General features: G+C 56.8%; 26 protein-coding genes. 20 read left to right on the top strand and 6 right to left on the bottom strand.

Annotation, left to right across the window (positions count from 1 at the left end):
• Positions 1-3: 3 nt before the first annotated feature.
• The 5 genes from LQ215_RS02645 to LQ215_RS02625 are packed head-to-tail and all read left to right on the top strand — an operon-like array spanning position 4 to position 3106.
• A complete protein-coding gene (locus LQ215_RS02645; RefSeq protein WP_230147305.1) occupies positions 4-435 on the top strand; it encodes a gp436 family protein in 432 nt (143 codons plus the stop codon).
• On the top strand, positions 435-917 hold the full coding sequence (locus LQ215_RS02640) for a Gp37 family protein (protein ID WP_230147304.1): 483 nt from the start codon (positions 435-437) through the stop codon (positions 915-917). Before LQ215_RS02645 ends, LQ215_RS02640 begins: the two co-directional genes overlap by 1 nt.
• Positions 914-1156 (top strand): hypothetical protein, encoded by a 243-nt coding sequence (locus LQ215_RS02635; protein WP_230147303.1) that lies wholly within the window; start codon positions 914-916, stop codon positions 1154-1156. The genes LQ215_RS02640 and LQ215_RS02635 overlap by 4 nt, the downstream gene beginning before the upstream one ends.
• 3 nt (positions 1157-1159) lie before the next feature.
• Complete coding sequence (locus LQ215_RS02630; RefSeq protein ID WP_230147302.1) at positions 1160-2581, top strand: phage tail sheath subtilisin-like domain-containing protein; 1422 nt, start codon at positions 1160-1162, stop codon at positions 2579-2581.
• Positions 2582-3106, top strand: coding sequence for a phage major tail tube protein (locus LQ215_RS02625; protein ID WP_230147301.1), 525 nt, complete (start codon positions 2582-2584; stop codon positions 3104-3106).
• A gap of 217 nt (positions 3107-3323) precedes the next feature.
• On the opposite strand, the gene LQ215_RS02620 is transcribed toward LQ215_RS02625, so the two are convergent.
• Positions 3324-4031, bottom strand: a complete 708-nt coding sequence (locus LQ215_RS02620) for a hypothetical protein (RefSeq protein WP_230147300.1) — start codon at positions 4029-4031, stop codon at positions 3324-3326.
• 83 nt (positions 4032-4114) lie between these two features.
• Positions 4115-4840, bottom strand: a complete 726-nt coding sequence (locus LQ215_RS02615) for an HNH endonuclease (RefSeq protein ID WP_230147299.1) — start codon at positions 4838-4840, stop codon at positions 4115-4117.
• 179 nt (positions 4841-5019) lie between these two features.
• Here LQ215_RS02615 and LQ215_RS02610 point away from each other — a divergent pair, with 179 nt between their 5' ends.
• Positions 5020-5769 carry a hypothetical protein gene (locus LQ215_RS02610; protein ID WP_230147298.1) on the top strand — a complete coding sequence of 250 codons (750 nt, stop codon included), beginning with the start codon at positions 5020-5022 and terminating at the stop codon, positions 5767-5769.
• Between the two features lie 119 nt (positions 5770-5888).
• On the opposite strand, the gene LQ215_RS02605 is transcribed toward LQ215_RS02610, so the two are convergent.
• Positions 5889-6953 (bottom strand): hypothetical protein, encoded by a 1065-nt coding sequence (locus LQ215_RS02605; protein WP_230147297.1) that lies wholly within the window; start codon positions 6951-6953, stop codon positions 5889-5891.
• Between the two features lie 1159 nt (positions 6954-8112).
• On the opposite strand from LQ215_RS02605, the gene LQ215_RS02600 reads away from it, so the two are divergent.
• Entirely contained in the window at positions 8113-8478 is a 366-nt protein-coding gene (locus tag LQ215_RS02600; protein WP_192261387.1) for a DUF6124 family protein, read from the top strand.
• Between the two features lie 328 nt (positions 8479-8806).
• Here LQ215_RS02600 and LQ215_RS02595 read toward each other — a convergent pair whose 3' ends face one another.
• Positions 8807-9094 carry a hypothetical protein gene (locus LQ215_RS02595; protein WP_230147296.1) on the bottom strand — a complete coding sequence of 96 codons (288 nt, stop codon included), beginning with the start codon at positions 9092-9094 and terminating at the stop codon, positions 8807-8809.
• 159 nt (positions 9095-9253) lie between these two features.
• On the opposite strand from LQ215_RS02595, the gene LQ215_RS02590 reads away from it, so the two are divergent.
• Complete coding sequence (locus LQ215_RS02590) at positions 9254-9568, top strand: phage tail assembly protein (protein WP_230147295.1); 315 nt, start codon at positions 9254-9256, stop codon at positions 9566-9568.
• Between the two features lie 59 nt (positions 9569-9627).
• Here the strand turns inward: LQ215_RS02590 and LQ215_RS02585 are convergent, their stop codons facing one another.
• Positions 9628-9888, bottom strand: coding sequence for a hypothetical protein (locus tag LQ215_RS02585; RefSeq protein ID WP_230147294.1), 261 nt, complete (start codon positions 9886-9888; stop codon positions 9628-9630).
• A 21-nt stretch (positions 9889-9909) separates the two neighbouring features.
• On the opposite strand from LQ215_RS02585, the gene LQ215_RS02580 reads away from it, so the two are divergent.
• The 5 genes from LQ215_RS02580 to LQ215_RS02560 are packed head-to-tail and all read left to right on the top strand — an operon-like array spanning position 9910 to position 15101.
• Positions 9910-12426 (top strand): phage tail tape measure protein, encoded by a 2517-nt coding sequence (locus LQ215_RS02580; RefSeq protein ID WP_230147293.1) that lies wholly within the window; start codon positions 9910-9912, stop codon positions 12424-12426.
• Positions 12426-13307, top strand: coding sequence for a phage tail protein (locus LQ215_RS02575; protein WP_230147292.1), 882 nt, complete (start codon positions 12426-12428; stop codon positions 13305-13307). Before LQ215_RS02580 ends, LQ215_RS02575 begins: the two co-directional genes overlap by 1 nt.
• Entirely contained in the window at positions 13307-13513 is a 207-nt protein-coding gene (locus LQ215_RS02570) for a tail protein X (RefSeq protein WP_030132023.1), read from the top strand. The genes LQ215_RS02575 and LQ215_RS02570 overlap by 1 nt, the downstream gene beginning before the upstream one ends.
• On the top strand, positions 13501-14553 hold the full coding sequence (locus tag LQ215_RS02565) for a phage late control D family protein (RefSeq protein ID WP_230147291.1): 1053 nt from the start codon (positions 13501-13503) through the stop codon (positions 14551-14553). Before LQ215_RS02570 ends, LQ215_RS02565 begins: the two co-directional genes overlap by 13 nt.
• Positions 14550-15101, top strand: coding sequence for a phage baseplate assembly protein V (locus LQ215_RS02560; protein WP_230147290.1), 552 nt, complete (start codon positions 14550-14552; stop codon positions 15099-15101). The genes LQ215_RS02565 and LQ215_RS02560 overlap by 4 nt, the downstream gene beginning before the upstream one ends.
• Before the next feature lie 9 nt (positions 15102-15110).
• On the opposite strand, the gene LQ215_RS02555 is transcribed toward LQ215_RS02560, so the two are convergent.
• Complete coding sequence (locus LQ215_RS02555; protein ID WP_230147289.1) at positions 15111-15740, bottom strand: hypothetical protein; 630 nt, start codon at positions 15738-15740, stop codon at positions 15111-15113.
• Positions 15741-15929: 189 nt separating this feature from the next.
• On the opposite strand from LQ215_RS02555, the gene LQ215_RS02550 reads away from it, so the two are divergent.
• The 7 genes from LQ215_RS02550 (at position 15930) to LQ215_RS02520 (ending at position 20412) form a co-directional block, all read left to right on the top strand.
• On the top strand, positions 15930-16307 hold the full coding sequence (locus LQ215_RS02550; protein WP_230147288.1) for a GPW/gp25 family protein: 378 nt from the start codon (positions 15930-15932) through the stop codon (positions 16305-16307).
• A complete protein-coding gene (locus LQ215_RS02545; protein WP_230147287.1) occupies positions 16291-17445 on the top strand; it encodes a baseplate assembly protein in 1155 nt (384 codons plus the stop codon). Before LQ215_RS02550 ends, LQ215_RS02545 begins: the two co-directional genes overlap by 17 nt.
• Positions 17405-17950 (top strand): phage tail protein I, encoded by a 546-nt coding sequence (locus tag LQ215_RS02540; RefSeq protein ID WP_230147286.1) that lies wholly within the window; start codon positions 17405-17407, stop codon positions 17948-17950. Before LQ215_RS02545 ends, LQ215_RS02540 begins: the two co-directional genes overlap by 41 nt.
• The gene (locus LQ215_RS02535; RefSeq protein WP_230147403.1) at positions 17950-18894 is read left to right on the top strand and encodes a glycine-rich domain-containing protein; all 945 of its coding nucleotides are present in this window, start codon (positions 17950-17952) and stop codon (positions 18892-18894) included. Before LQ215_RS02540 ends, LQ215_RS02535 begins: the two co-directional genes overlap by 1 nt.
• A gap of 119 nt (positions 18895-19013) precedes the next feature.
• Positions 19014-19397, top strand: a complete 384-nt coding sequence (locus tag LQ215_RS02530) for a DUF4376 domain-containing protein (RefSeq protein WP_230147285.1) — start codon at positions 19014-19016, stop codon at positions 19395-19397.
• Positions 19398-19399: 2 nt separating this feature from the next.
• Positions 19400-19600 carry a Com family DNA-binding transcriptional regulator gene (locus LQ215_RS02525; protein ID WP_230147284.1) on the top strand — a complete coding sequence of 67 codons (201 nt, stop codon included), beginning with the start codon at positions 19400-19402 and terminating at the stop codon, positions 19598-19600.
• Positions 19561-20412 (top strand): DNA cytosine methyltransferase, encoded by an 852-nt coding sequence (locus LQ215_RS02520; RefSeq protein WP_230147283.1) that lies wholly within the window; start codon positions 19561-19563, stop codon positions 20410-20412. Before LQ215_RS02525 ends, LQ215_RS02520 begins: the two co-directional genes overlap by 40 nt.
• Positions 20413-20563 lie beyond the last annotated feature (151 nt).

The following is a 20563-nucleotide window of genomic DNA, read 5'->3' as shown; positions in this document are numbered from 1 at the left end:
GCCATGCGCTACTGCACCCGCGCCGACCTTGGCAACGCCATCCCATTGATGACGCTCACCCAGCTGTCCAACGACGACCCAGCCGCCACCGCGCCGAACGAAAGCGTCATCGACGACGGCGTGCGTCAGGCCGAGGAACTGGTCGAAGGCTACCTGCGCGGCCGCTATCAACTGCCGCTCGACCCGGTGCCCACCGTCCTGCGCGATGCCGTGGTCTACCTGGCCCGGCACTGGCTCTACCAACGCCGCCCCGAGGGCGCCTTGCCAGACGCCGTGAAGGACAGCCGCAAAGACACCCTCAAGCTGCTGGAAAACATCCGCGACGGCGTCATCACCCTCGGCACGCCCACCGGCCAGGCCGTGCCAGAACCCGGCGAGATCCGCGTGCGCGCTCGCCCACAACAATTCGGCGCCCAACAGTGGGACAGCTATTAATGACACCGGCCAAAACCCAAACCGAACAACTGCTCGACGCCATGCTCGCCCGGCTACAAGCCGACCTCGGCAACGAACTGATGATTGAGCTGTTTCCCGAAAACCCATTGCAATATCGGCTCAACCATCCCCGCGGTGCCGTCTTGCTCGCCTACGGCAAATCCACGTTCGGCCAGTCAGAAAGCACAGACGCCTGCGTCCAGGCACGTCACCTGGTGCTGCGCCTCACGTTGGTTTTCCGCCAACTCAATGGCCAAGACGGCATCGTCAGTCACCTTGACCGCATCCGCGCCTGCCTCACCGGCTGGTACCCACCGCACGCCAACCAGGTCTGCCGTCCCGTCTCCGAACACTTTATCGGGCACCACAACGGCCTCTGGCAGTACGCCCAAGACTTCGCCGCCGGCATCCCACACCTGCAAACCCAGGTCCCCGAAAGCGGACCAAAACTGACCTCCGTCCAGCTTCAGGAGCACCCATGAAACTCACCACCTACCGCTACGCCGGGCCACCCAGTTGCGCCTCGCTGCGCGTCGGCAAAACCGGCGAACGCCTAGAAGTCCTCCTGCACCCCGGCCAACCGGTCAGCATGCCCGCCGACCACGAATACACCCGCGTCTTACTGGCTCTCAAACACCTGCATCCACTACACGCTAGCCCTCTGCCAACGGGCTTACCCGTAAAGGCAGCAGCACGATCAATAGCCGCCGCTAAGGAATAACCCATGCCCGCCAACTACCTACACGGCATCGAAACCACCGAAGTCGAGCGCGGCCCCAGGTCCATCCGCGTGGTCAAATCCGCCGTCATCGCCGTGATCGGCACGGCGCCCACTGGCCCCATCAACGAACTGACCCTATGCCTTAACGACACCCACGCTGCACAGTTCGGCCCGCACATCACAGGCTTCTCCATCCCCGAAGCCCTGCAAGGCGTCTTCGACTTCGGCGCCGGCACCGTACTGGTCGTCAACGTGCTCGATCCCGCCATCCACAGCACCACCGTGGACGAGCAAGACAAACAGTTCGCCCCCAACGATCTATTGCAACTGGAACACGGCGCCCTGCAAACGCTGCAAATAAAGTCCGCCGACGGATTGGTCACCTACCAAGAAAGTACCGACTACAAAGTCGACATGCCCACCGGCCACATTAGGCGCCTGCCGACCGGCAACGTTGCCGCCAATGCCCAGATCAAAGTGGACTACACCCACGCCGATCCCAGCAAAGTCACCGCGACGGACATCATCGGCGCTGTCAACGCTGCAGGGCGGCGCACCGGCCTGAAAGCCTTCCAAGACAGCTACAACCAACTGGGCTTCTTCCCTAAGATCTTCATTGCCCCAGGCTTCAGCACCTTGAAAGAAGTGACCGCCGAACTGGGCGCCTCGGCCGGCCAAGTTGGCGGCATCGCCTACATCGACGCGCCCATCGGCACCACCGTGCAACAGGTACTGGCTGGGCGCGGGCCAGCGGGCGCCATCAACTTCAATACCAGCAGCGACCGTGTTCGGTTGTGCTATCCGCACATCAAAGTCCACGACGCCGCCAACGGCGAACGCCTGCAACCGTTGTCCATTCGCGCTGCCGGCCTGCGCGCCAAAGTCGATAACGACCACGGTTATTGGTGGAGCAGTTCCAACCAGGAACTGATCGGCGTCATCGGCCTGGAGCGACCGCTAACCGCCCGGGTCGACGACTCAAACAGCGAAGTCAACCTACTCAACGAAAACGGCATCACCACCGTCTTCAACGCCTTCGGCACCGGCCTGCGCCTGTGGGGCAACCGCACCGCGGCCTGGCCCAGCGTCACCCACATGCGCAACTTCGAAAACGTGCGCCGCACCAAAGACGTCGTCGACGAATCCATCCGCTACAGCGCGCTGCAGTTCGTCGATCAACCGCTCACCACCTCGCTCATCACCAGCATCACCGAAAGCGTCAACCTGTTCCTGCGCAAACTCATCGGCGACGGCGCCTTACTCGGCGGCGAATGCTGGTACGACCCAGCCCGCAACCCTCAAACCGAACTGGAACAAGGCCACGCACTGTTCAGCTACAAACTCACCGTACCGCCGCCCTTTGAACGCGGCACCTTCGAAACCGAAATCACCGGGCAATATCTGGTCAACTTGGGAGCTGCATAAATGACAGGCTTTAGCGCACACCGTATTTCCAATGCCAACGTCTACCTCGATGGCACCAGCTTCTTTGGCAAGTGCGAAGAGATAGACCTGGGCAGCATCAAAACCGTGGCGAGCGACTTTCAGGGGCTGGGCATGGTCGGGCTGATCGAACTGCCGGATGGCATCGACAAGCTGGAAGGCAAAATCACATGGAACAGCCTGTACTTTGAGGCGGCCAAGAAGCTGGTCACGCCGTTCAAGAGTGTGCAGTTGCAATGCCGTTCTAACGTTCAGGTGTTCAACAATGGGGGGCTGGTGAACGAGATTCCACTGGTCACGACCATGACCATTACTGGCAAGGAGTATCAGTTGGGTACGCACAAACCGCGTGATCCGACCAAGTACGAGACGCCGTTTTCAGCGACCTACGTGCGGCAGATGATCAATGGGGATGAGGTGGTGTTGTTGGATTATTTGGCGAATATTTGTCGGGTGGGTGGGGAGGATCAGTTGGCTAGGTATCGGCAGAATATCGGGCAGGCATAGCATTCGGGAATAACCTGTACCCGCCCGTTAGCGAAGATAGCGGATGGTCTGGCATAAACCTGAGAACTGATTTCAATCGTAATCCTATCGAAGACTGTGAATTTCCGTTGATACTCTGCGATGTTGAAAACGCAACAATCAAACATCACAGGCTTCGCTAACGTCAGATCAGGACTAAGCAATAATCGAGAGGCGCGCTGTAAAGCTTCCGTAATACCTAGAGCCTATCAAGCACCTTAAATTGGCCTTGAATAAGCACCTCAATACGCGGTATTTCATTCATTTCTTGACGCCAGTAACGGCAGACTTCCGGTCTTGCCTGTGCGTAGTTGGTAGTTTCATTTATGTTATCCAAGATAGTCATGTCCGCCTCAAAGGCAACGCGACGCTCAGTGACTTTTATTCGGCAAGTTAATTCTCCCAGGCCGTGAGCCTTTTGATACCAGGCAGCGGTCTCCTCATCTTTAAATACAAAAAATGACTTTAGCCGCTTTGGCCGATCAGGAAATTCTTCAGCGCGAACTTTCTCATAAAGATGCTCCCAAAAACGGCAAGCTACAGTTTCTTGCGGACTTCCTAGATCCGCACGCATTGCTAGATTAATAACGGTACGTAACTGACTGGCTTCGACCAGGCGCCCCGACGGCTTGAACTCCTCAGCTAGGAGCAGATCTACAGCATCCCCTTTTACGATTGACTCATTTACCTGGGCGGGTAGGGACTTCCTATTAGCTTTTATTGCAAAGGCGACGAGAAGCCCAAAGCCGGTATCTGTCGCCCTTGAAATATCGATCAGTAGGTCGAAGAGATTACTATCGACTCGATTTTCAATTCCTGCAGATTTTGAATAGTTGTAGTTATTGGTATTGTGGACCAGACCTGCGCGGTAGCGTTCACGGGACATGGTTTTTATGAAAATGGTCATGCGGTCTTGCCTTCGCTGGAGTATGTTAGGAATAATGAGCAAATGTCCGCGCATTGAGAAAGCACAATGAGCCTAGCTTGCTTTTATTGGCGCACAATAGAAGTAATGGGGCCCATAATACCGCAGCCATACTCATGCTGTAATCTGTACAAAGCCCTGCCTGCACGGACCCGAAGAACTTCAATGTAGGAGTTCAAACCATATGGATCGCGTGAAGTGTCGTTCATCACCACGCGAAATTCGGTTATCAAACCTTCGCAGATTTCTCTGAGCCTAGTATCAAGATCAATCTGTTTTAAGCATCTTTGAAGTTTGCGCCTTATATGTTCGATCGCTTTGATTGCAGCCGCCGGATCTTCCATAACATATGGTTGATACATCACACCATGGTGCGCAAGCGTATCAACCATGTCTTGCGCTACCTTTGCATTAGAACTGAATCGACGGATCAGTGGAAGGGGGCTCTGATGCGTCCTGAGGAGCACCACCATCAACTCTTCGTGCTTGCGCTTCCACTCGAAGAGCTGTGTGTCCTCATAATCTACCCCGTTGTTCTTGTCGATGAGCGTGTGGCAAGCCACACAAAGCCAAATCCCATTGCTGTCACTTTCCACCTGCGTTTTACCAATATCTTTGTAGCGTGCAGCCCCCGGTTTTTCCCCCACAATATGAGCTGCTTCTCCTTTCTTAGTTTTAAGCGTTGGATCGGACGTCGAGGGACCTATCGTGAGCACATTGCACTCTGGATTGTTGCAGATATAGCCGGAACGGTAGGCTAAAAGGGTTGCGATTTTTGGTGAAAAAGCCATGGAATATCCTGATATTGTTTGATCGAACAATTTTCATCAGCTAGATAGCTATACATCTGGTGACTTATTAAACCTTAAATGTTGTACGCTTCAGGTCTTTTTGTCGGCCCTAGCAGTTAGCGGTGGACTCGATGGATTTTATCACAATTGATTTTTCTTAACAGAGCATGAGGATAGATATGCAAGGAACTTTGGAGCATTACCGATCAACGCTGGGCGGGGCCGGATGGTTCATCCCGCCTTACCTCACCATGGGCTTCCTGGGCGGTGTGTGCTCAGAGATTCGCAGAAAAGGTAATTTGTTCACTCAGGATGATCTGGAAGAGGTATTAGCTTTCGCATACTCCCCGGTAAATTTAGCGGCGATGGTCACCGAGAGATACCCAATTACGCCATTCATTCAGGACTATAAAATAATCATTTCTGAGGCGGTACAAGCCCACTTTATGGGCCTTGATCACATCGCAGTAGGTGGGCTGATGCCAGTAATCGAAGGTGCAGCTAAAAGGATTGCTGCTGACCGAGGGGTGGCCTTCGGAAACATTCGACCCGGATTCAAGGCCCTGGCTGATAATTGCAAGCACGACGCTATAACCAACAGCATGGGCGCCGTGGGCGAACTGATCTCGATGATGGATTCGTTCTCCGATTTTACCGACCGGAATCTGTACATTGGATCAGAAAAATATCCACATCCAGATATGACGAATAGACATGGAATCCTTCACGGGGCGTACGACGATGAGGCTTATGGAAAGCCAATCAATTTTTACAAATCCATCGCCGCAATCGATTTTTTATGTCTGATTTCAGCGTTTAAAGCCCATGTCTCTTGGATGTCTCCCAATTCTACTACCGCTTCGAATAACCTCGCGCTTTTCTACCTGGTGTGCCAGCAACTGTCTAAGCGAAACCCACTGAAAATGTAACCACCCCAGTCGCCTTAATTTCAACGTAGGATAACTGCACTCTGATATTCCTATGTTAGTACTGGAGACGCCACGGCATCCTCTCTGTACGACATCTACTCGGCAATCTAGTTTATCACTCAAGGTGCCGAGAGTGCCGGGGCTGACTGTGGAGTATCTGTTATTACTTTAATGGCCTTTGAAACTTGCTCTAGGCCGCTAGGTGTTTTTATAAGTTGAAGAGTTGTTGGGCTTGAAAGGTATTCTGTTTTTAACCCAAAACTTGATGCCTCGGCACTAAGACGCTCCTTGACGTAGGTTTCACATGCTTTCTCCAGCGGGGTGAAATCCGTATTTGCAGCAGTTCCACTAGCAGCTCGTTCAGCTTTATCCCGAAAGGACGATGTTTGGAGTATGTCCGTGCAAACGAACATTGAGTTTACATTCTCGGTATTGTGGTTGGTTTCCGCGACCAGACTGACAATTGCTTCGGTTATTATCTTAACATTTTGGCCTGTCAAATTAGTTGAGTCTGATGAGCGGCTTTCCTCAACTTCAACATCACCTTGGGCCTTTACGCTTCCTCGCTGCGACGCCTTAAGATCCTTCTTTAAAGCATCAAGAGTAGCCTTTAACTCCTTGGCCTTCTCGGAATTCTTGTCTTGAATCTCCAAAAGGCTAGATTCCACATCCGTTATCTGTTGTTGCTTTTTTACAAGACTTGACGAGTATGAATCGGCAGTGGTTGTTAGCTTTATGTTTGGCGCTTTCAACACTCCGGTTAATTGCTCAATCGCCATCAGGGCAATCGTATTCTGCTGATTCTTGGCCAGAAGAGTTTGATATGTATAAGGGGAGACTCCTTGGTTTGCATATGCTTGGCATATGCTGTAGAGCTGGTCGCGTAATAGTTGAATTGACTGGGTTCTCAATCCGATACTGGCTGCATTTTCGGAGTATGCCGCGGCAAGGTTGACCCCGGCTTTAGTTTCACCGCTCAAGCTCGCTGCCAGGGCAGTAAGGGCGTCGGGGCTAGGTTCGGAACAGGTAATTCTTCGAGTGAGCTCTTTGTCTCCAGAAAACTCTTTTCTTTCGGTGACGATGGCGAGTCGTTTGTCAGCTTCAAGCTCCTTGTAGTACGTGAATTGGTTGCAACCAGAGATTAGAGTGCAGAGAAGGAGCATCGAGAGCGGCGTAGAGTTCATGTGTCCGTCCTTGATTCAGCGAGGTTTGGAGCCTCGCGAGAGCTACTCGGGGAGAAATGATGTCAATACGATGGCAAGTATTGTTGAATTTTTCATAAGCGCAAGCGGAGGGGCAGTGAAAGTTCTCTGCATGAAAAAAGATGTCATAGCCACGTCAGCATCCGTTATGACGAACCTCCTGGAAGCCGTACATCACCTGGCGCCATTACTTACAACCACCACAGAATTCCCCGGCAGCGCATCCACAGCCCCACCGGTATCTTATCCCCCGTCACCACTCACGGTGACCGGGCGGAGCAGCCTGCGGTCGTACTTAGGTACCTCTCATGAAGGAACAGGTCGCTCCGCCCGATGTTTGATGGCGCTGTACGCCGGGCCCCCTGGGCACTCCGGCATTGCAAATCCCCGGTCCACACCGGCGTACAGTGCCATCTTTTTCACCGCCAGAGCTTTATGGTAGCTGTGCGAGGTTCAACCCACTGCATTGAGTGCGATCTTTCAGCCGGTGACCTCGTACAGCCGCCTCCCTCAGCCAAGCATCCTTCAAAGCCCATCAAATGCGATCGAAGGCGAAGCCAGTCGCCCAAGACAATCGCCTCCAACCTCAAACCCTCTGCCGAGAAAGCACGTCGTTGCTGCGGTCAGATGTAGGCAAATTCCCCAAAGCATCCGCCAGCGTATTATCTACGGCCTGATCTCGTTTAATATCGATAATCCCGAAGCGTCTCATACGACACTGTATTTACAACAATACAGCCTCAAGAAACACGAAGAAAAGTTCGACCCGTTTAATTGCCGTAAACATATCCAGCGCGACACGTTTAAATACACTCCACATTACGCCCTAAAGGCTACGAGACCTTGCGTCCTTACTTACGCATGCGTCAGAATCCGCTGGCTTGTGCGCTTTGCCCCTGGCCTCTATCGTTTACCTGCCACTGCCCATCAGTGGTCGGGTTTAGTAGCCCGGAAGGTGTTAGTAAGGTGCATAAGTACCATTCAGTCAGGGCATTCTATGCCTGCATCTGATGGTGGTTGTGCGCAGGGCGCCCTTGGGCGCGCCGGTTTTACTAATTCCGCCGGTCTACTAACCTGCGTACAGCCGCCACCCTTCTTTTAGTAGGGAACGGTTGCGGCCCTAGCTGAGGGAATTAGTTATATGTTCAAGGTTACTCCCAACCCCCCGGATATCGATTCGGTACTCTACGGCGACTCTCTCGACCCCGAAAAGTTGAAAGAGGCGGCAGACCGCGCGCTTAAGCACTACCTGAACCCCGGGGCAACGAAAACGCAGATACAGCCCCGCAAGCCCAGCACGATCTTCACCATCGACGCAGCGGTGGATGACGAAACGTTACTCGTTGAGGCGTGCGAATCCTTGGCATCCGCCAGCGTGATGGTCAGCGACCTCACCGACTTGACGGACGGCCCACGACGCCAAACGATGCTGGTGCTGCAACGGGTCATCATGCTGGGTGAGTTAGCGGTCAATCGAGTACTGGATAACCACAAGCTACCTGGGTAGTCGCCAGGTAATGTTGCGGGGGCGCCGCAAGCGCCCTCACAACAAAAGAAACAGCAAGAACTACAACGTCCCTTGCTTCTTCTGTCCAGCAACACGGCCAATGTAAGCACGCAGGTGAACCCTCGCGGCACTGACTGGGCTAAGCCCACGAAGCTCCGTGGAACGTTGGCTTCCGTCAGGCAGCGACACCGTCAAGGTGTCATTGAATACGCTGTACAAAGCGGTGTGCTGCACACCGTCAACTTCAAGTGTGATTTCCTCTTCCATCCGGTCTCCGGTCGTAGCAAGGGTTAGTCATTCCCGTAGCAATGGGAACGGTCTCTGGTCATCAACGCATGTTCAGGCAGGCGGGCAGGCTATCGAACACTTCCAGGCCATGACCCGTCACCACGTATTCGGAATCTCCGCGGATAAGCTCTTCATCTTTGAGCCACCGAATGCAGTCGTTCAGAAATGACTCCTCTGGGGTTTCAGCGTAAGACAGCGACTCCACACGGCCTACTGGAAGGCCAAAGTCTTCCGCACCCAGGCCTATAGGCATAGGACAAGCATCGATCAGCTTGCTCATTATTTGAGCAATCAAATCATTAAATTTTTCTTTGTTCGACTCACTCATAATTCCATTTCTCCTTGTGCATCGGGTCTGGTTACCGTCTTCCAAAGCAGCCTGAATCCTCTCTTTAAATCCGATTAAAAGCCAGTATCCAAGCGCACCGCCATCATCAGGGCTCAACCAAAGAGCAACCGATCTCACCGATCGACCTGGAGCAAGACGATGGCCGATGCACTGACCTTTACCCTCAATTTCCCGTTCACCAGCGCCAGCGGCGAACAGATATCGACGCTGCCCATCAAACGCCTCAAACGCAAAGACATCACCGCGGCGCAAGCAGTGACCAAAGACGAAGGCGCCATGGAAGATCAACTGGTGGCCAAGATGCTGGGCATCACTCTCGAAGACCTGGGCGAATTCGACATCGCCGACTCCCGACTAGCCACCGAGGTGTTGCGGGAAATGGCAGCCGCACGTGACCTTGCTGCACTCCTGGGACGAAGCGCTGTTGCTGGTACTCAGGATGCAGCCCTCTGAGATCGCCCAGCTCGACATGCTGGAGTACTGGCGCTGGGTAGAGGTGTGTCAGCGCGAGATTAATCGCCGGCTCGAACTGGCCGACAAAGCCAGTGGCTGATCAGCGCCACAACACCCACCGCCAGCCCCGCCAGCAACGCGCCGCCCGCCGCCAAAGGGGCGGCGGCCAAGGCCAGCAGCGGCAGTCCAAAACAGAACGCCAATACCGCCGCCCACAACGGCAAATGCACCAGGCACAGCCAGGCAAGCCAGATCACACCGGCGCCGAGGGCCAGTGCGTAAACGATGTGGGCGGTGCGTAGCGCGATTTTTTCTAACATGCCCAAAGCGTAGCAAGATCGATGGCGAATGAAGTCCTATTGGGGTTAAAAATCGGCGGGGTTGTTTCAGGCAGTTTCAACGCGGCCTTCGGCACAGCCAAATCCACCGTGCAGCAACTCGGTCGCGCCACTGATAGCCTTGCTGTTAAGCAGCAGGCCGTCGGTAACGCGCTATCGGCGTCCTTAGCACGTGGCGGCACCGGTCTTGTGCAGTTGCGCCGCCAGTACGATGCGCTGGGCAACACCATCGACCAACTCAAAGCCAAGCAAGACCGCCTCACGGCCAGCATCGAACGCGGTGCGACCCTAAAGAACCAACGGCGTGAGCTGCGTGGTCAGGCCATGGAGGTCATCGGGACCGGCGTTGCGTTGGGCGCTCCCGTGCTGCGGTCATTCAATACCGCCGTCGATTTCCAGGACCAGACCCGCGACATCGCCATCACCGGCGGCTTCAACCCGGCGCAAGAACAGCGCCTAAGTTTGGCCATGCGCGGTGCGGCGCTCAGATGGAACCAGACCCAAACCGAGGTCGCCAACGGCACCGCCATACTCATCGCAGGCGGTATCGACAGCCTGAAAGAACTCACCGCGTACGCCCCGGTCATGGCTAAAACCGCCACCGCGACCCGCGCCAGCATGAAAGACCTGGGTTCGGTCGCCATCGCGCTCAACGACAACTTGGGCATTGGCGCCGCAGGCCTTGAGCGCTCCATGAACATGCTGGCCTTTGCCGGTAAAAGCGGTCAGTTCGAACTCGCCGACATGGCCAAGTGGCTGCCGCAACTCACGCCCCAGTTCGCAGCCTTGGGCATTACCGGCGAGCGCGCCGTAGCAGAGATCGGCGCCGCCTTGCAGATCGCTCGTCGCGGTGCCGGCAGCAACGATGAAGCCGCCAACAACTACAAGAACTTCCTCTCAAAAATCACTGCGCCAGAAACGCTCAAAGCCTTTGAAAAATCCGGCATCGATCTCAAGGGCAGCATGAAAAACCTGGTCAGCGAAGGCCTGTCCCCGGCACAGGCCATGCTCAACATCCTCACCGCGCACTTGGGCAAAAAGGCCCCGACCGCGGCGGCCGAGTACGGCAAGGCGCTGGACATCAAGGATGAGCAAGAACGGGCCATGGCCCTGGCTCGGCTCGACGAAGCCTATAAGCTCGGCGCCTTGTTCGCCGACCAACAGGTCCTGTCCTTTGTTCGGCCGGCATTGGCCAATCAAAAGGATCTGGCCAGCATCGAACAAGGCAGCAAAAGCGCCGCCGACCAAGGCGTGCTGGATCAGGACTGGGCCAAGCGCATGGGCAGCTCCAAAGAGCAATTGAAAGAGCTGCGCAATAACCTGACCGACGTTGGCCTTTCGGTCGGTAGCGCGCTGCTGCCCGCCATCGTCGACGTCAGCCGCGCAATGGTGCCGCTCATGCGTTCGTTCTCGGCTTGGGCAGAGCAGCACCCGGGCCTCATTCGCGGCGTGGTCGGCCTGGTCGGTGGTTTGTTGCTCGGCAAACTGGCCTTCATCGGCGTGGCCTATGGCGCCCACCTGGTCATGGCACCGTTCGTGGCCCTGACCACGACCGTCACCACGCTGTCGGCCAAGTGGGCGATGCTTCGCGCCATGTGGCAGATGGGTAAGTTCACGCCGCTCATCACAGGGTTACGCCGTTCCGGCGCGGGCCTGCTCAAGGTCACCCGTGGTGCGCTGCACCTGGGCAAGATGCTGGGCGGTACGTTGTGGGTTGGGTTGAAGCTTGTCGGACAAGCCGTCCTTTGGCTCGGCCGTGCCCTGATGCTCAACCCCATTGGGTTGGCGATCACCGGCATCGCCCTGGCGGTCTACTTGATCTATCGCTATTGGGCACCGATCAAAACCTTCTTTACCGGCCTCTGGAACGAAGTTCGCGCAGGCTTCGACGGCGGCCTGTCCGGCATTCTCGCGGTACTGCTCAACTTCTCGCCGCTGGGGTTGTTTTACCGGGCCTTCGCCGGCGTGATGAACTACTTCGGCATTGAGCTACCGGGCACGTTCACTGAGTTCGGCGTCCTGCTCGTCACGGGGCTGGTCAACGGCATCGGCAACATGGCCGGCGCCCTCAAAGAAAGCGTCGTAGGCATTGGCGCATCCGTTAAAGATTGGTTCACCGAAACCCTGGGCATTGAGTCGCCCAGCCGGGTCTTCATCGGTTACGGCGCCAACATCAGCGAAGGCGCGGCCCTGGGCATCAAGGCTCAGTCGGGATTGGTCCGCCAGGCGGCGCTGAGCATGGCCGCACAAAGCGCGGTCGACATGGCGCCGCCCAATCCGGCGCAGGTGACCCGGGCCAGCATGCTGGGCGCCACTGGCGCAAGGTCCGCCGCCTCTGAGTCCGCAGGGCCCATGACCTTCCATTTCTCGCCCCAAATCAACGTGCCCAGCGGTGCCGGCATGGAGCAAATCAACCAGGGGTTACACGCCAGTTATGCCGAATGGGTGCGGTTAATGGAGCGCTACTTACACGACAAGCGCCGCCACAGCTACGGCCCCGCCAATGAGGTCACCGCCTAATGTTTGCCATCTTGGGCGATATCGAATTCACCGTTGCGGGCGGCATCAGCGGCATAGAACACAGCGGCTCGGCCGACTGGGCCGAACATGCGCGCATCCAAGGCAAGCCATTATTGGAATGGATGGGTGAAGGCCTGGATGAATACCACCTGACCATCGAGTTACACCCAGTACTCGGCGACCCTGAAGAGCGTCTACGAGCGTTGCGTTTAGCCAAAAGCCAACACCAGCCGTTGGCGTTCGTCATGGGCAGCGGTGAATACCTGGGGGCCTATGTCATCAGCAACATCAGCCACACACTTCGGCGCGCCACGGCCACCGGGCAGGTCAAAGCCGCCACTGTGCAACTCAGCCTGAAGGAATACACCGGCGCCTTCACGCGCAAAGCCCTGCGCCCCGGCTTACTCGACGACGCCCTTAGCGGTACGTCAGCCGCCACCATCGGCTCACCGGGTTTGATCTCTCACATGAAGCCATCGCCCAGCGCCCTGCAGAAAGTGGTCGCTCATGCGAAAACCGCCGCCACGGTGCTCAAGGCAGGCCAAAACGTTTACCACACGATCCAAAGCGGTAACGCCACCCTGATTCTGGAACAGGTCCCGCAGCTACTCGGTAAAACAGCGCAGGCCATTGAGCCGCTGCAAGGGTTAGCCACTGCCGCAGGACTGCTTCACAACGGCGCCGACTTATCGCGCCTGGGTGAACAGGTGCTTGGCGATGTCATGGGCGCACGCGCCAGCCTGAACCCCGTGGACCTGAGCAACCTCGTCGAGCGTTTTTCCGCATCCCGAGACGCCCTGGACCAAGCCGTCAGCCAAATGGACGGTGCCAACACCCGACTGGCGACCTTGGCCGCACAGATCCTGACCCGGAGAGGCTGATGTTCATTGCGCATATCACCACCGAAGGCGAACGCTGGGACCAACTGGCCTGGCGGTATTACGGCGACGCTCACCGTTATTTACCCATCGTCCAGGCCAACCCCCACGTTCCCATCAGCGCCACTTTGCCGGCGGGGCTGACACTCGCCATCCCCGTATTGCAACCGCTGCCCACCACAGAAGACCTCCCGCCATGGATGCGATGATTCCCCAGCAGGTGCCACAGGCGCGCTTTGTGCTGACCTATCAGCAGCGCAACATCACCCGTAACGTCAGCCAGCACTTGCTGTCCTTGTCTTACACCGATTTTCTCACCGGCAAAGCCGACAGCTTGGCGGTCGAGTTGGAAGACACCCAAGGCAAATGGCGCGATCAATGGTACCCAGGCCACGGCGACAGCTTGGCGCTGTCCATTGGCTGGGAAGGCCAGCCCCTGCGCGCCCTCGGCCGTTTCGAGATCGACGAACTCGAACTCAACTGCCCACCCTCAACCATCACGCTGCATGGCTTGGCCACCGGCATCAAAGCAGCGCTACGCACCACCCACCATCACGCCTACGAAAACACCACACTGGCCGCCATCGCCCAACAGATCGCCACGCGCCAAGGCTTACAGCTGATCGGCAACATCCAACCGATCCCGCTCGACCGTATAACCCAGCAAGACGCCGACCTGACCTTCCTGCGTAACCTGGCTGCCGAGTACGACTATGCCTTCAAGATCAACGGCCAGCGCATGGTCTTCCATGCCATCAGCGAACTGACCAACACCGCGCCAGTAGCCACGCTGATACTCCAGGACTTAAGCCATGTGAACCTGCGCGACCAAATAAAAGACGTCCCCCAGGCCATCGAGCTCAAACACCAAGACCCCACCAGCAAACAACTGATCACCTACAAAATCGAGAACGGCGAAACCGTCGCCGCGCCCAGCAGCCTCAGCAAAACCACCACCAGCGGCGACACCCAAAAAAGCCGCAAACGCAGCGCCTCGACCGAAGCGGCCAAAGCCAAAGCCAACGCCGAACGTGCCAAAGCCAACCGCGAACGCACCACCGGTAGCTGGACGGCCATGGGCCAACCCAACCTGGTCAGCGGCAACGTCATCGTCCTGGCCGCAGCCGGCCAACTCGCCGGCCACTACCTCATCACCTCATCCCACCACCGCATCATCCGTACCGGCGGCTACACCGTCGACAAACACGTCTGCCGCGTCCGCACACCCCATCAAGAGCCAACCCCATGAGCACCGAACTGGCCTACGGCGAAGTCAGCGCCATCGACTACTTAAGCTGCCGCATCCGCGTCCGCCTGGACGACCGCGATGGCCTGCAGACCTATTGGCTCAACATCCCCCAACGCAATACCCAAGGCACGAAGCGCCGCCCACTCATGCCTGAACTGGGTGAGCAGGTCGCGGTGTTGCTGGATGCGGATGGGGTGGGTGGTGTGTACCTGGGCGGTATTTATTCAACTGCTGAACCGCCACCGGTTGTGGATGAAGACACCGATTTTGTGCGGTTTAGTGATGGGACGGTTTCGACTTATGACCGCAAGGCTGGGGTGATGGGGCTGGAATGCGTGGGGGCTTTGGTTGTGAAGTGTGGGCGCAACATCACCGTTGAGTCGGGTGAGCCGGTGGTGGTGAAAGCGCCTTCGGCGCTGTTCGATATTCCGCAGATCGTGTTAAAGGGCGACCTGCGGTTGAGCGGGGATTTGAATGTTGATGGCTCCGTTGACGTAAAAGGTACTGTCATGGACGCGGGTGGAAATTCAAACCATCACGATCATTGAAACTGGGCCCTAGAGGGCCTTTGCCATTCTCTCGAGATCATCAGCCACAAAACTGAAGCCAAAAAAGTTGGTTGGCCGCTCATATGAAAATGCGCCTTGGTTTTCAGATTCATAGTTTGGTAACCGACTAAGCAGTTCGTCGCGTAACATTGTTGCTTCAATTTTGAACCGACGGTCATACTCATCGTTGCGTTCGTATGTACTGTTGAGCACCATACGGGTGTATTCATCCCACCTCCAACGCTGCTCCTGCTCTGAACCCTCTTGATTGGCACTAAACCATCGACTATCAAGGGCTGAGGTCTCAAGACGCCGAAAGCGTCCGATAAACTCCCTGAGATCAGCCACCAGTCTTAGCGTCCTATCCCTTAACTCCGTCTCCCCAGAGTCGACGACCTCCGCAAGCTTTTCATCGTACTTGGCCGCTTTCTCTCGGTAAGCCTCAGTCTGCTCTGAGCGCAGGTGCAGGCGCTCCTTGAGTGTTTCGCTGGTGGCTTTCACCTGCTCGATAACCGCCGTGTACCGCCAACAGGCTATGAAATAGGCAGCTCCAAACATCAAGGCCGCTAGAATCAGAAAGGAGAAGGGAGCCATAGCGATGACCGCCCATTCAGCTTTGATTACTTTCAGTAATTCCATAGATACCGATCCTAAAACTGTGATCCCAAGACCCGATGGGCCTATCCTGAAAGAAATTCTACAGGCGAGTGCAGATGAAAGGTGCTGGTGAAGAGTCGATAGCTTGAGAAGCTTGTCTATTGGCGGCCCGCACCGCATCTTTAAATCCGATTAAAAGCGGCCATCCATTAGATCCTCCACCATGGGCTCATGACCAAGCCCATTCCCCACACCAGCATCACCGCCGCCCACTGGCAGCCCGCCCTTGGAACCTCCGGCGAGGTGGTCCAGGGCCTGCGCGACATCGACCAGGCCATCCGCATCATCCTCTGCACGCCCAAAGGCAGCGATCCCCATCGCCCAGAGTTTGGCAGCAACCTGCACCTGTACCTCGATTGGCCCACTAACCGCGTCACACCGCACCTGGTGCGCGAAGCCGTCGACGCGATTCGCCAATGGGAACCCCGCGTCTCGGTAGTCCAGGTGCAAATCCAGATCCACACGGCGCAAATCACCGTACGCGTGCAATGGCGCGTAGCCGGCGAAATACAGCAGTTGACCGAGGTCCCTTATGCGCGAGTTGCCTAAACCCGAGTTCATCAAAATAGACCCCGCCGCGCTGGAAGCTCAGCTAATCGCCCGTTATGAACAGAAGTCGCGCAAAACCTTGTACCCCGCCCAAATCGAGCGGTTGTACATCGACCAGATTGCCTACGCGGTGTCCCGGTTGCAGATGAGCATCCAGCATGCCGGTGAACAACTGCTGGTGCGATTCGCCCGCGGCCCGATCCTCGACTATCTCGGTGAACTGGTCGCCACGCCCAGGTTGCTCGCCCAGGCCGCCCGCTGCACCGTGCGCTTCACCATGCCAGCAGCCGTAACGCAGCCGCTACTGATCCCACTCGGCACTCGGGTCAGCACGCAAGATGCCAAGCTCACTTTCATCACTGATCGAGACGTGGTGATAGCTGTCGGTCAAAGCCAAGTCACCGTCACCGCAACCAGCACGACCGTCGGCGAACACGGCAACGGCTGGACCGCCGGACAAATCAGCGTCCTCGGCAACTCACCAGCGCCGGGCCTGACCGCAAGCAACACGACAGTCACCGCCCACGGTGCCCAAGATGAAGATGATGACCGCTACCGCGAGCGCATCATCCTGGCCCCCGAAGCCTTCAGCAACGCGGGCAGCCGCGCAGCCTACCGCTACCACACCCTGGCCGTTCACCAGTCCATCGTCGATGTCGCCGTGCAAGGCCCAGATGAAGGTCAGCCAGACGGCCATGTCGCACTGTTCCCGCTGACCGCCTCGGGCCTGCCAACAGACGATCTACTCCGGCGCATCGAGAGCCAGATCAGCGGCGAAAAACTCCGCCCTCTGTGCGACACGGTCAGCGCGCTGTCACCCGTCGAGGTCGCCTATCAGATCAAGGCCAACCTCACTTTTTATGCCCACGCTGACAGAAGTGTCGCCATGGCCACCGCCCAGGCCGCCGCACGGGCCTATGCAGACGAATGCCGCGCCAGTCTCGGCCGCGATCTGGTGCCAGAACAACTCACCGCATTGCTTCAAGTCACCGGCGTATATCGCGCCCATGTGTTGCTACCGACCGATCTGCGTGAGTTGCAGGGCAACGAGTGGGCAAACTGTACCGCCATTCATTTGATCGATGCCGGGGTGGCCCATGACAGAACAGCCGCTGCCGCCGGCATTGGCCGGCGATGAACGTTTTGCACTGCTGTGTGAACTGCTTAACCAAGCCTTGGATGATCTCGACCTCAACGTAATGTTGGTCTACCTGATCGATCTGGTGAAACCCTCGTTGCTTCCAATCCTGGCCGACCAGTTCTCACTCTTAGACGAAGCAGCCTGGCAATTGGCTGAATCCGAAGAAGCCAAACGCAAGCTGGTTAAGGGGGCCGGTGAACTGCACCGCTTCAAAGGCACGCCCTGGGCGATCCGCGAAGTCATTCGTCTGCTGGGCTTCGGCGAAGTCACCCTCCAAGAAGGAATACACGCGCAGCCAACCAGCGAGCCTTCCATCTGGTCGCTATACCGGGTCGTTTTAAAGCGCGTCATCACCAACGACCAGGCGGTGCTCTTGCGACGCCTACTTCTTTCCGTCGCCCCGGCGCGCTGTCGCCTGGTGTCGCTCGATTATCAATCCGTCGCCATCCGCTACAACGCTGTGGCGTGCTACGACGGCCAATACAACCATGGGAGCAGCTAATGGCCGATTTACCCGAGTCTCAAGAATGGGCGCCAGGTGTTTACCAGCTCGAAACCTCCGATCCCGTTCTAGGCGGGCCAGAGGGTATATCCAATCAACAAGCCAAACAGCTGGCGAACCGAACGAGCTGGCTAAAGAAAAAAATAGAATCTTTCCTCGACGGCTCCGGCATTAGCTTTGCGAGCCTACGGGATGCAGAAAAAGGAACCGATACCAAAAAACCGATGAATGCGCTCAGAGTATTCCAAGCGATCAGCGCCAAAGTGGTTCAAGCAACGATAGTTACCCCAGGCATTGCACGGATTGCCACTCACGATACGGTCTTAGAAGGGACCGATTACCGCTCAATGGTGACGCCACACGTTCTCAGGGAGGTGTTCCCGTTTCGTGGCCGGCAGGTCTATAAAGTGCCGGGGGTATTTACTTGGAAAGTCCCCCCGGGGGTAAGCAAAGTCTGGGTGGAGGTCATCGGCGGTGGCGGCGGTGGGGCTCGATCTAAAACACTCCCAGGTCCCTCCGGTGGTGCTGGTGGAGGGATAGCCCGAAAACTTCATGAACTCAGGGGCCAAACCACAGTGACAGTCACCGTTGGCGCGGGCGGCATTGGCGCTTTGGTTGACGGGGGGGCCGGCACCGCGGGTGGGACTTCATCATTTGGCAACGCCGTAGCGGCCACGGGCGGTGGTGGTGGTTTGATTACTAGCCACGCCCCCTTTGGTGGACACGGTATGGGAGGCGACGAGAATCATAGCCTTGGACCGGCCGGTCACCCCATCGGTCGTGCCGAGAATAATGGCTTCTACGGAGGTGCTGGCGGAGGGGGCGAGTCAGTCTCCACTTCAGATGACACCCGCAAACCTTCAGCACCAGGACAAGGAGGTGGCGGGCGCGTATCCGACGCCGCCCCTGATGGCGCAGGTGGACAGGTAATTATTCAATGGTGACAAGCATGTGGGCACGCATAGAAAACGCAACAGTCGCTGAGATGACAAGCATCGACCCGCAAGGCCGGTTCCCCCCGTCACTAATCTGGATAGCATGTCCTGACGACACACAGCCAGGCATGCAATACACGGATGGAATATTTACAGTAAAACCAAAAGCGCCAATCGACCATGCCGCACAAATTGCCAATCGGCGCTACCAACACGAAACAGCAGGCATCACCGTAGACGGTGTCACTATCGATACCAACCGCGACAGCCAAGCGTTGATCACAGCGGCGGCGTTATCTGCCGTCATGGACCCGACCTACGTGTGTGTTTGGAAAGCGCTAAGCGGGCCGGTCAAACTAACAGCAGCCCAGATAATCAATATCGCTACCGCCGTACGTGCCCATGTCCAGGCCTGTTTTGATCGGGAGTGTCAGCTACTTACGGCACTGGCCGAGGGGACCTATACAGCCGGCATGCTTGACCACGGCTGGCCGGCGGTCCAAGGGACATAACCATGCAGGAAATTCGCTGTGGCGAGTGCCACCGCAAACTCGCCAACGTCCGCAGTTTCAGAGACCTACAAATCAAGTGCCCGCGCTGCCGGACACTCAATCACCTGAAGGCCCCGAGCCTCCTATCCGAATGCCCTGAGCATCTGCCCACAAAAGAGCAGACATGCCCCAGCCCACCATTGGAAGCCTGTTCGCAGGCATAGGAGGTTTTGATGTCGGATTCGAAAACGCAGGCTACCGAACCGCCTGGCAAGTGGAACTCAACCCCACCAACCGGGCTGTCCTTGCCGATCGATTTCCTCGCGCCACCCAGTTCGAAGACGTCCGCCACTGCGGTGCCCACAACCTCAGCCCCGTCAACGTCCTCACCGCCGGATTTCCCTGCCAAGACATCAGCATCGCCGGCTCAAGACCCAACAACAAAGACACCCGAGGCCTACGCGGCCAACGAAGCGGCCTGTTCTGGGAAGTCATACGAATCCTCAAAGAGACACAACCTCGCTGGGTGGTGCTTGAGAATGTCGTTAACCTGCTCGCTATCAACGATAGCCAAGACTTTGAAACAGTCATCGGGGCCCTTGCGCAATGCGGGTATGTGGGATGCTGGCGAGTGCTTAATGCTCAATATTTCGGAGTCCCCCAGCAACGTCGTCGCATATTCCTGGTCGCAGGTCATCGACGAATGCCCCCCATCGAGCTGCTGGCTGACGCCGCGCCAGTGGAAGCAATACCTCCAGCGTCTGGCAAGATCCCGTGGCCACGGCCTGCGGATGCATGGGCTGCCAATACTCTATTGGCAAACAAAGCAGGCTCACAAATCGCTATGGGCTGTACAACTTTCATCGCTCACCCGCACCGATGGCATCAGATGGCTGAGCGGCAGCGAACGTCTGAAGATGATGGGATTTGCCTCGGACTGGATGCGGCCAACCTTGCAGAGGCTTTCGCTGCCGGAAACGCCGTCGTTACGCAAATCGCGCAATGGATTGCCGAAAAGCTAATCAAGGCAGGCTAACGACCAAGGCAGCGGGAATATAGTCCCCGCTGCCAACCCCCACCTCAACTTCCGAAATTCCCTTGCACCACACGCAAAAAACCTAAACCCTATTTACCTCGCCCCAGCGCCCAGACTTTTCGCGCTCGGCATCAGAAATGCACATAAAAAG

This window comes from Pseudomonas brassicacearum (genome assembly GCF_918698105.1).
Classification (GTDB): domain Bacteria; phylum Pseudomonadota; class Gammaproteobacteria; order Pseudomonadales; family Pseudomonadaceae; genus Aquipseudomonas; species Aquipseudomonas brassicacearum_F.
The sequence above is the reverse complement of the archived record's forward strand: the minus strand, read 5'-3'. Positions and strand labels throughout refer to the sequence as shown.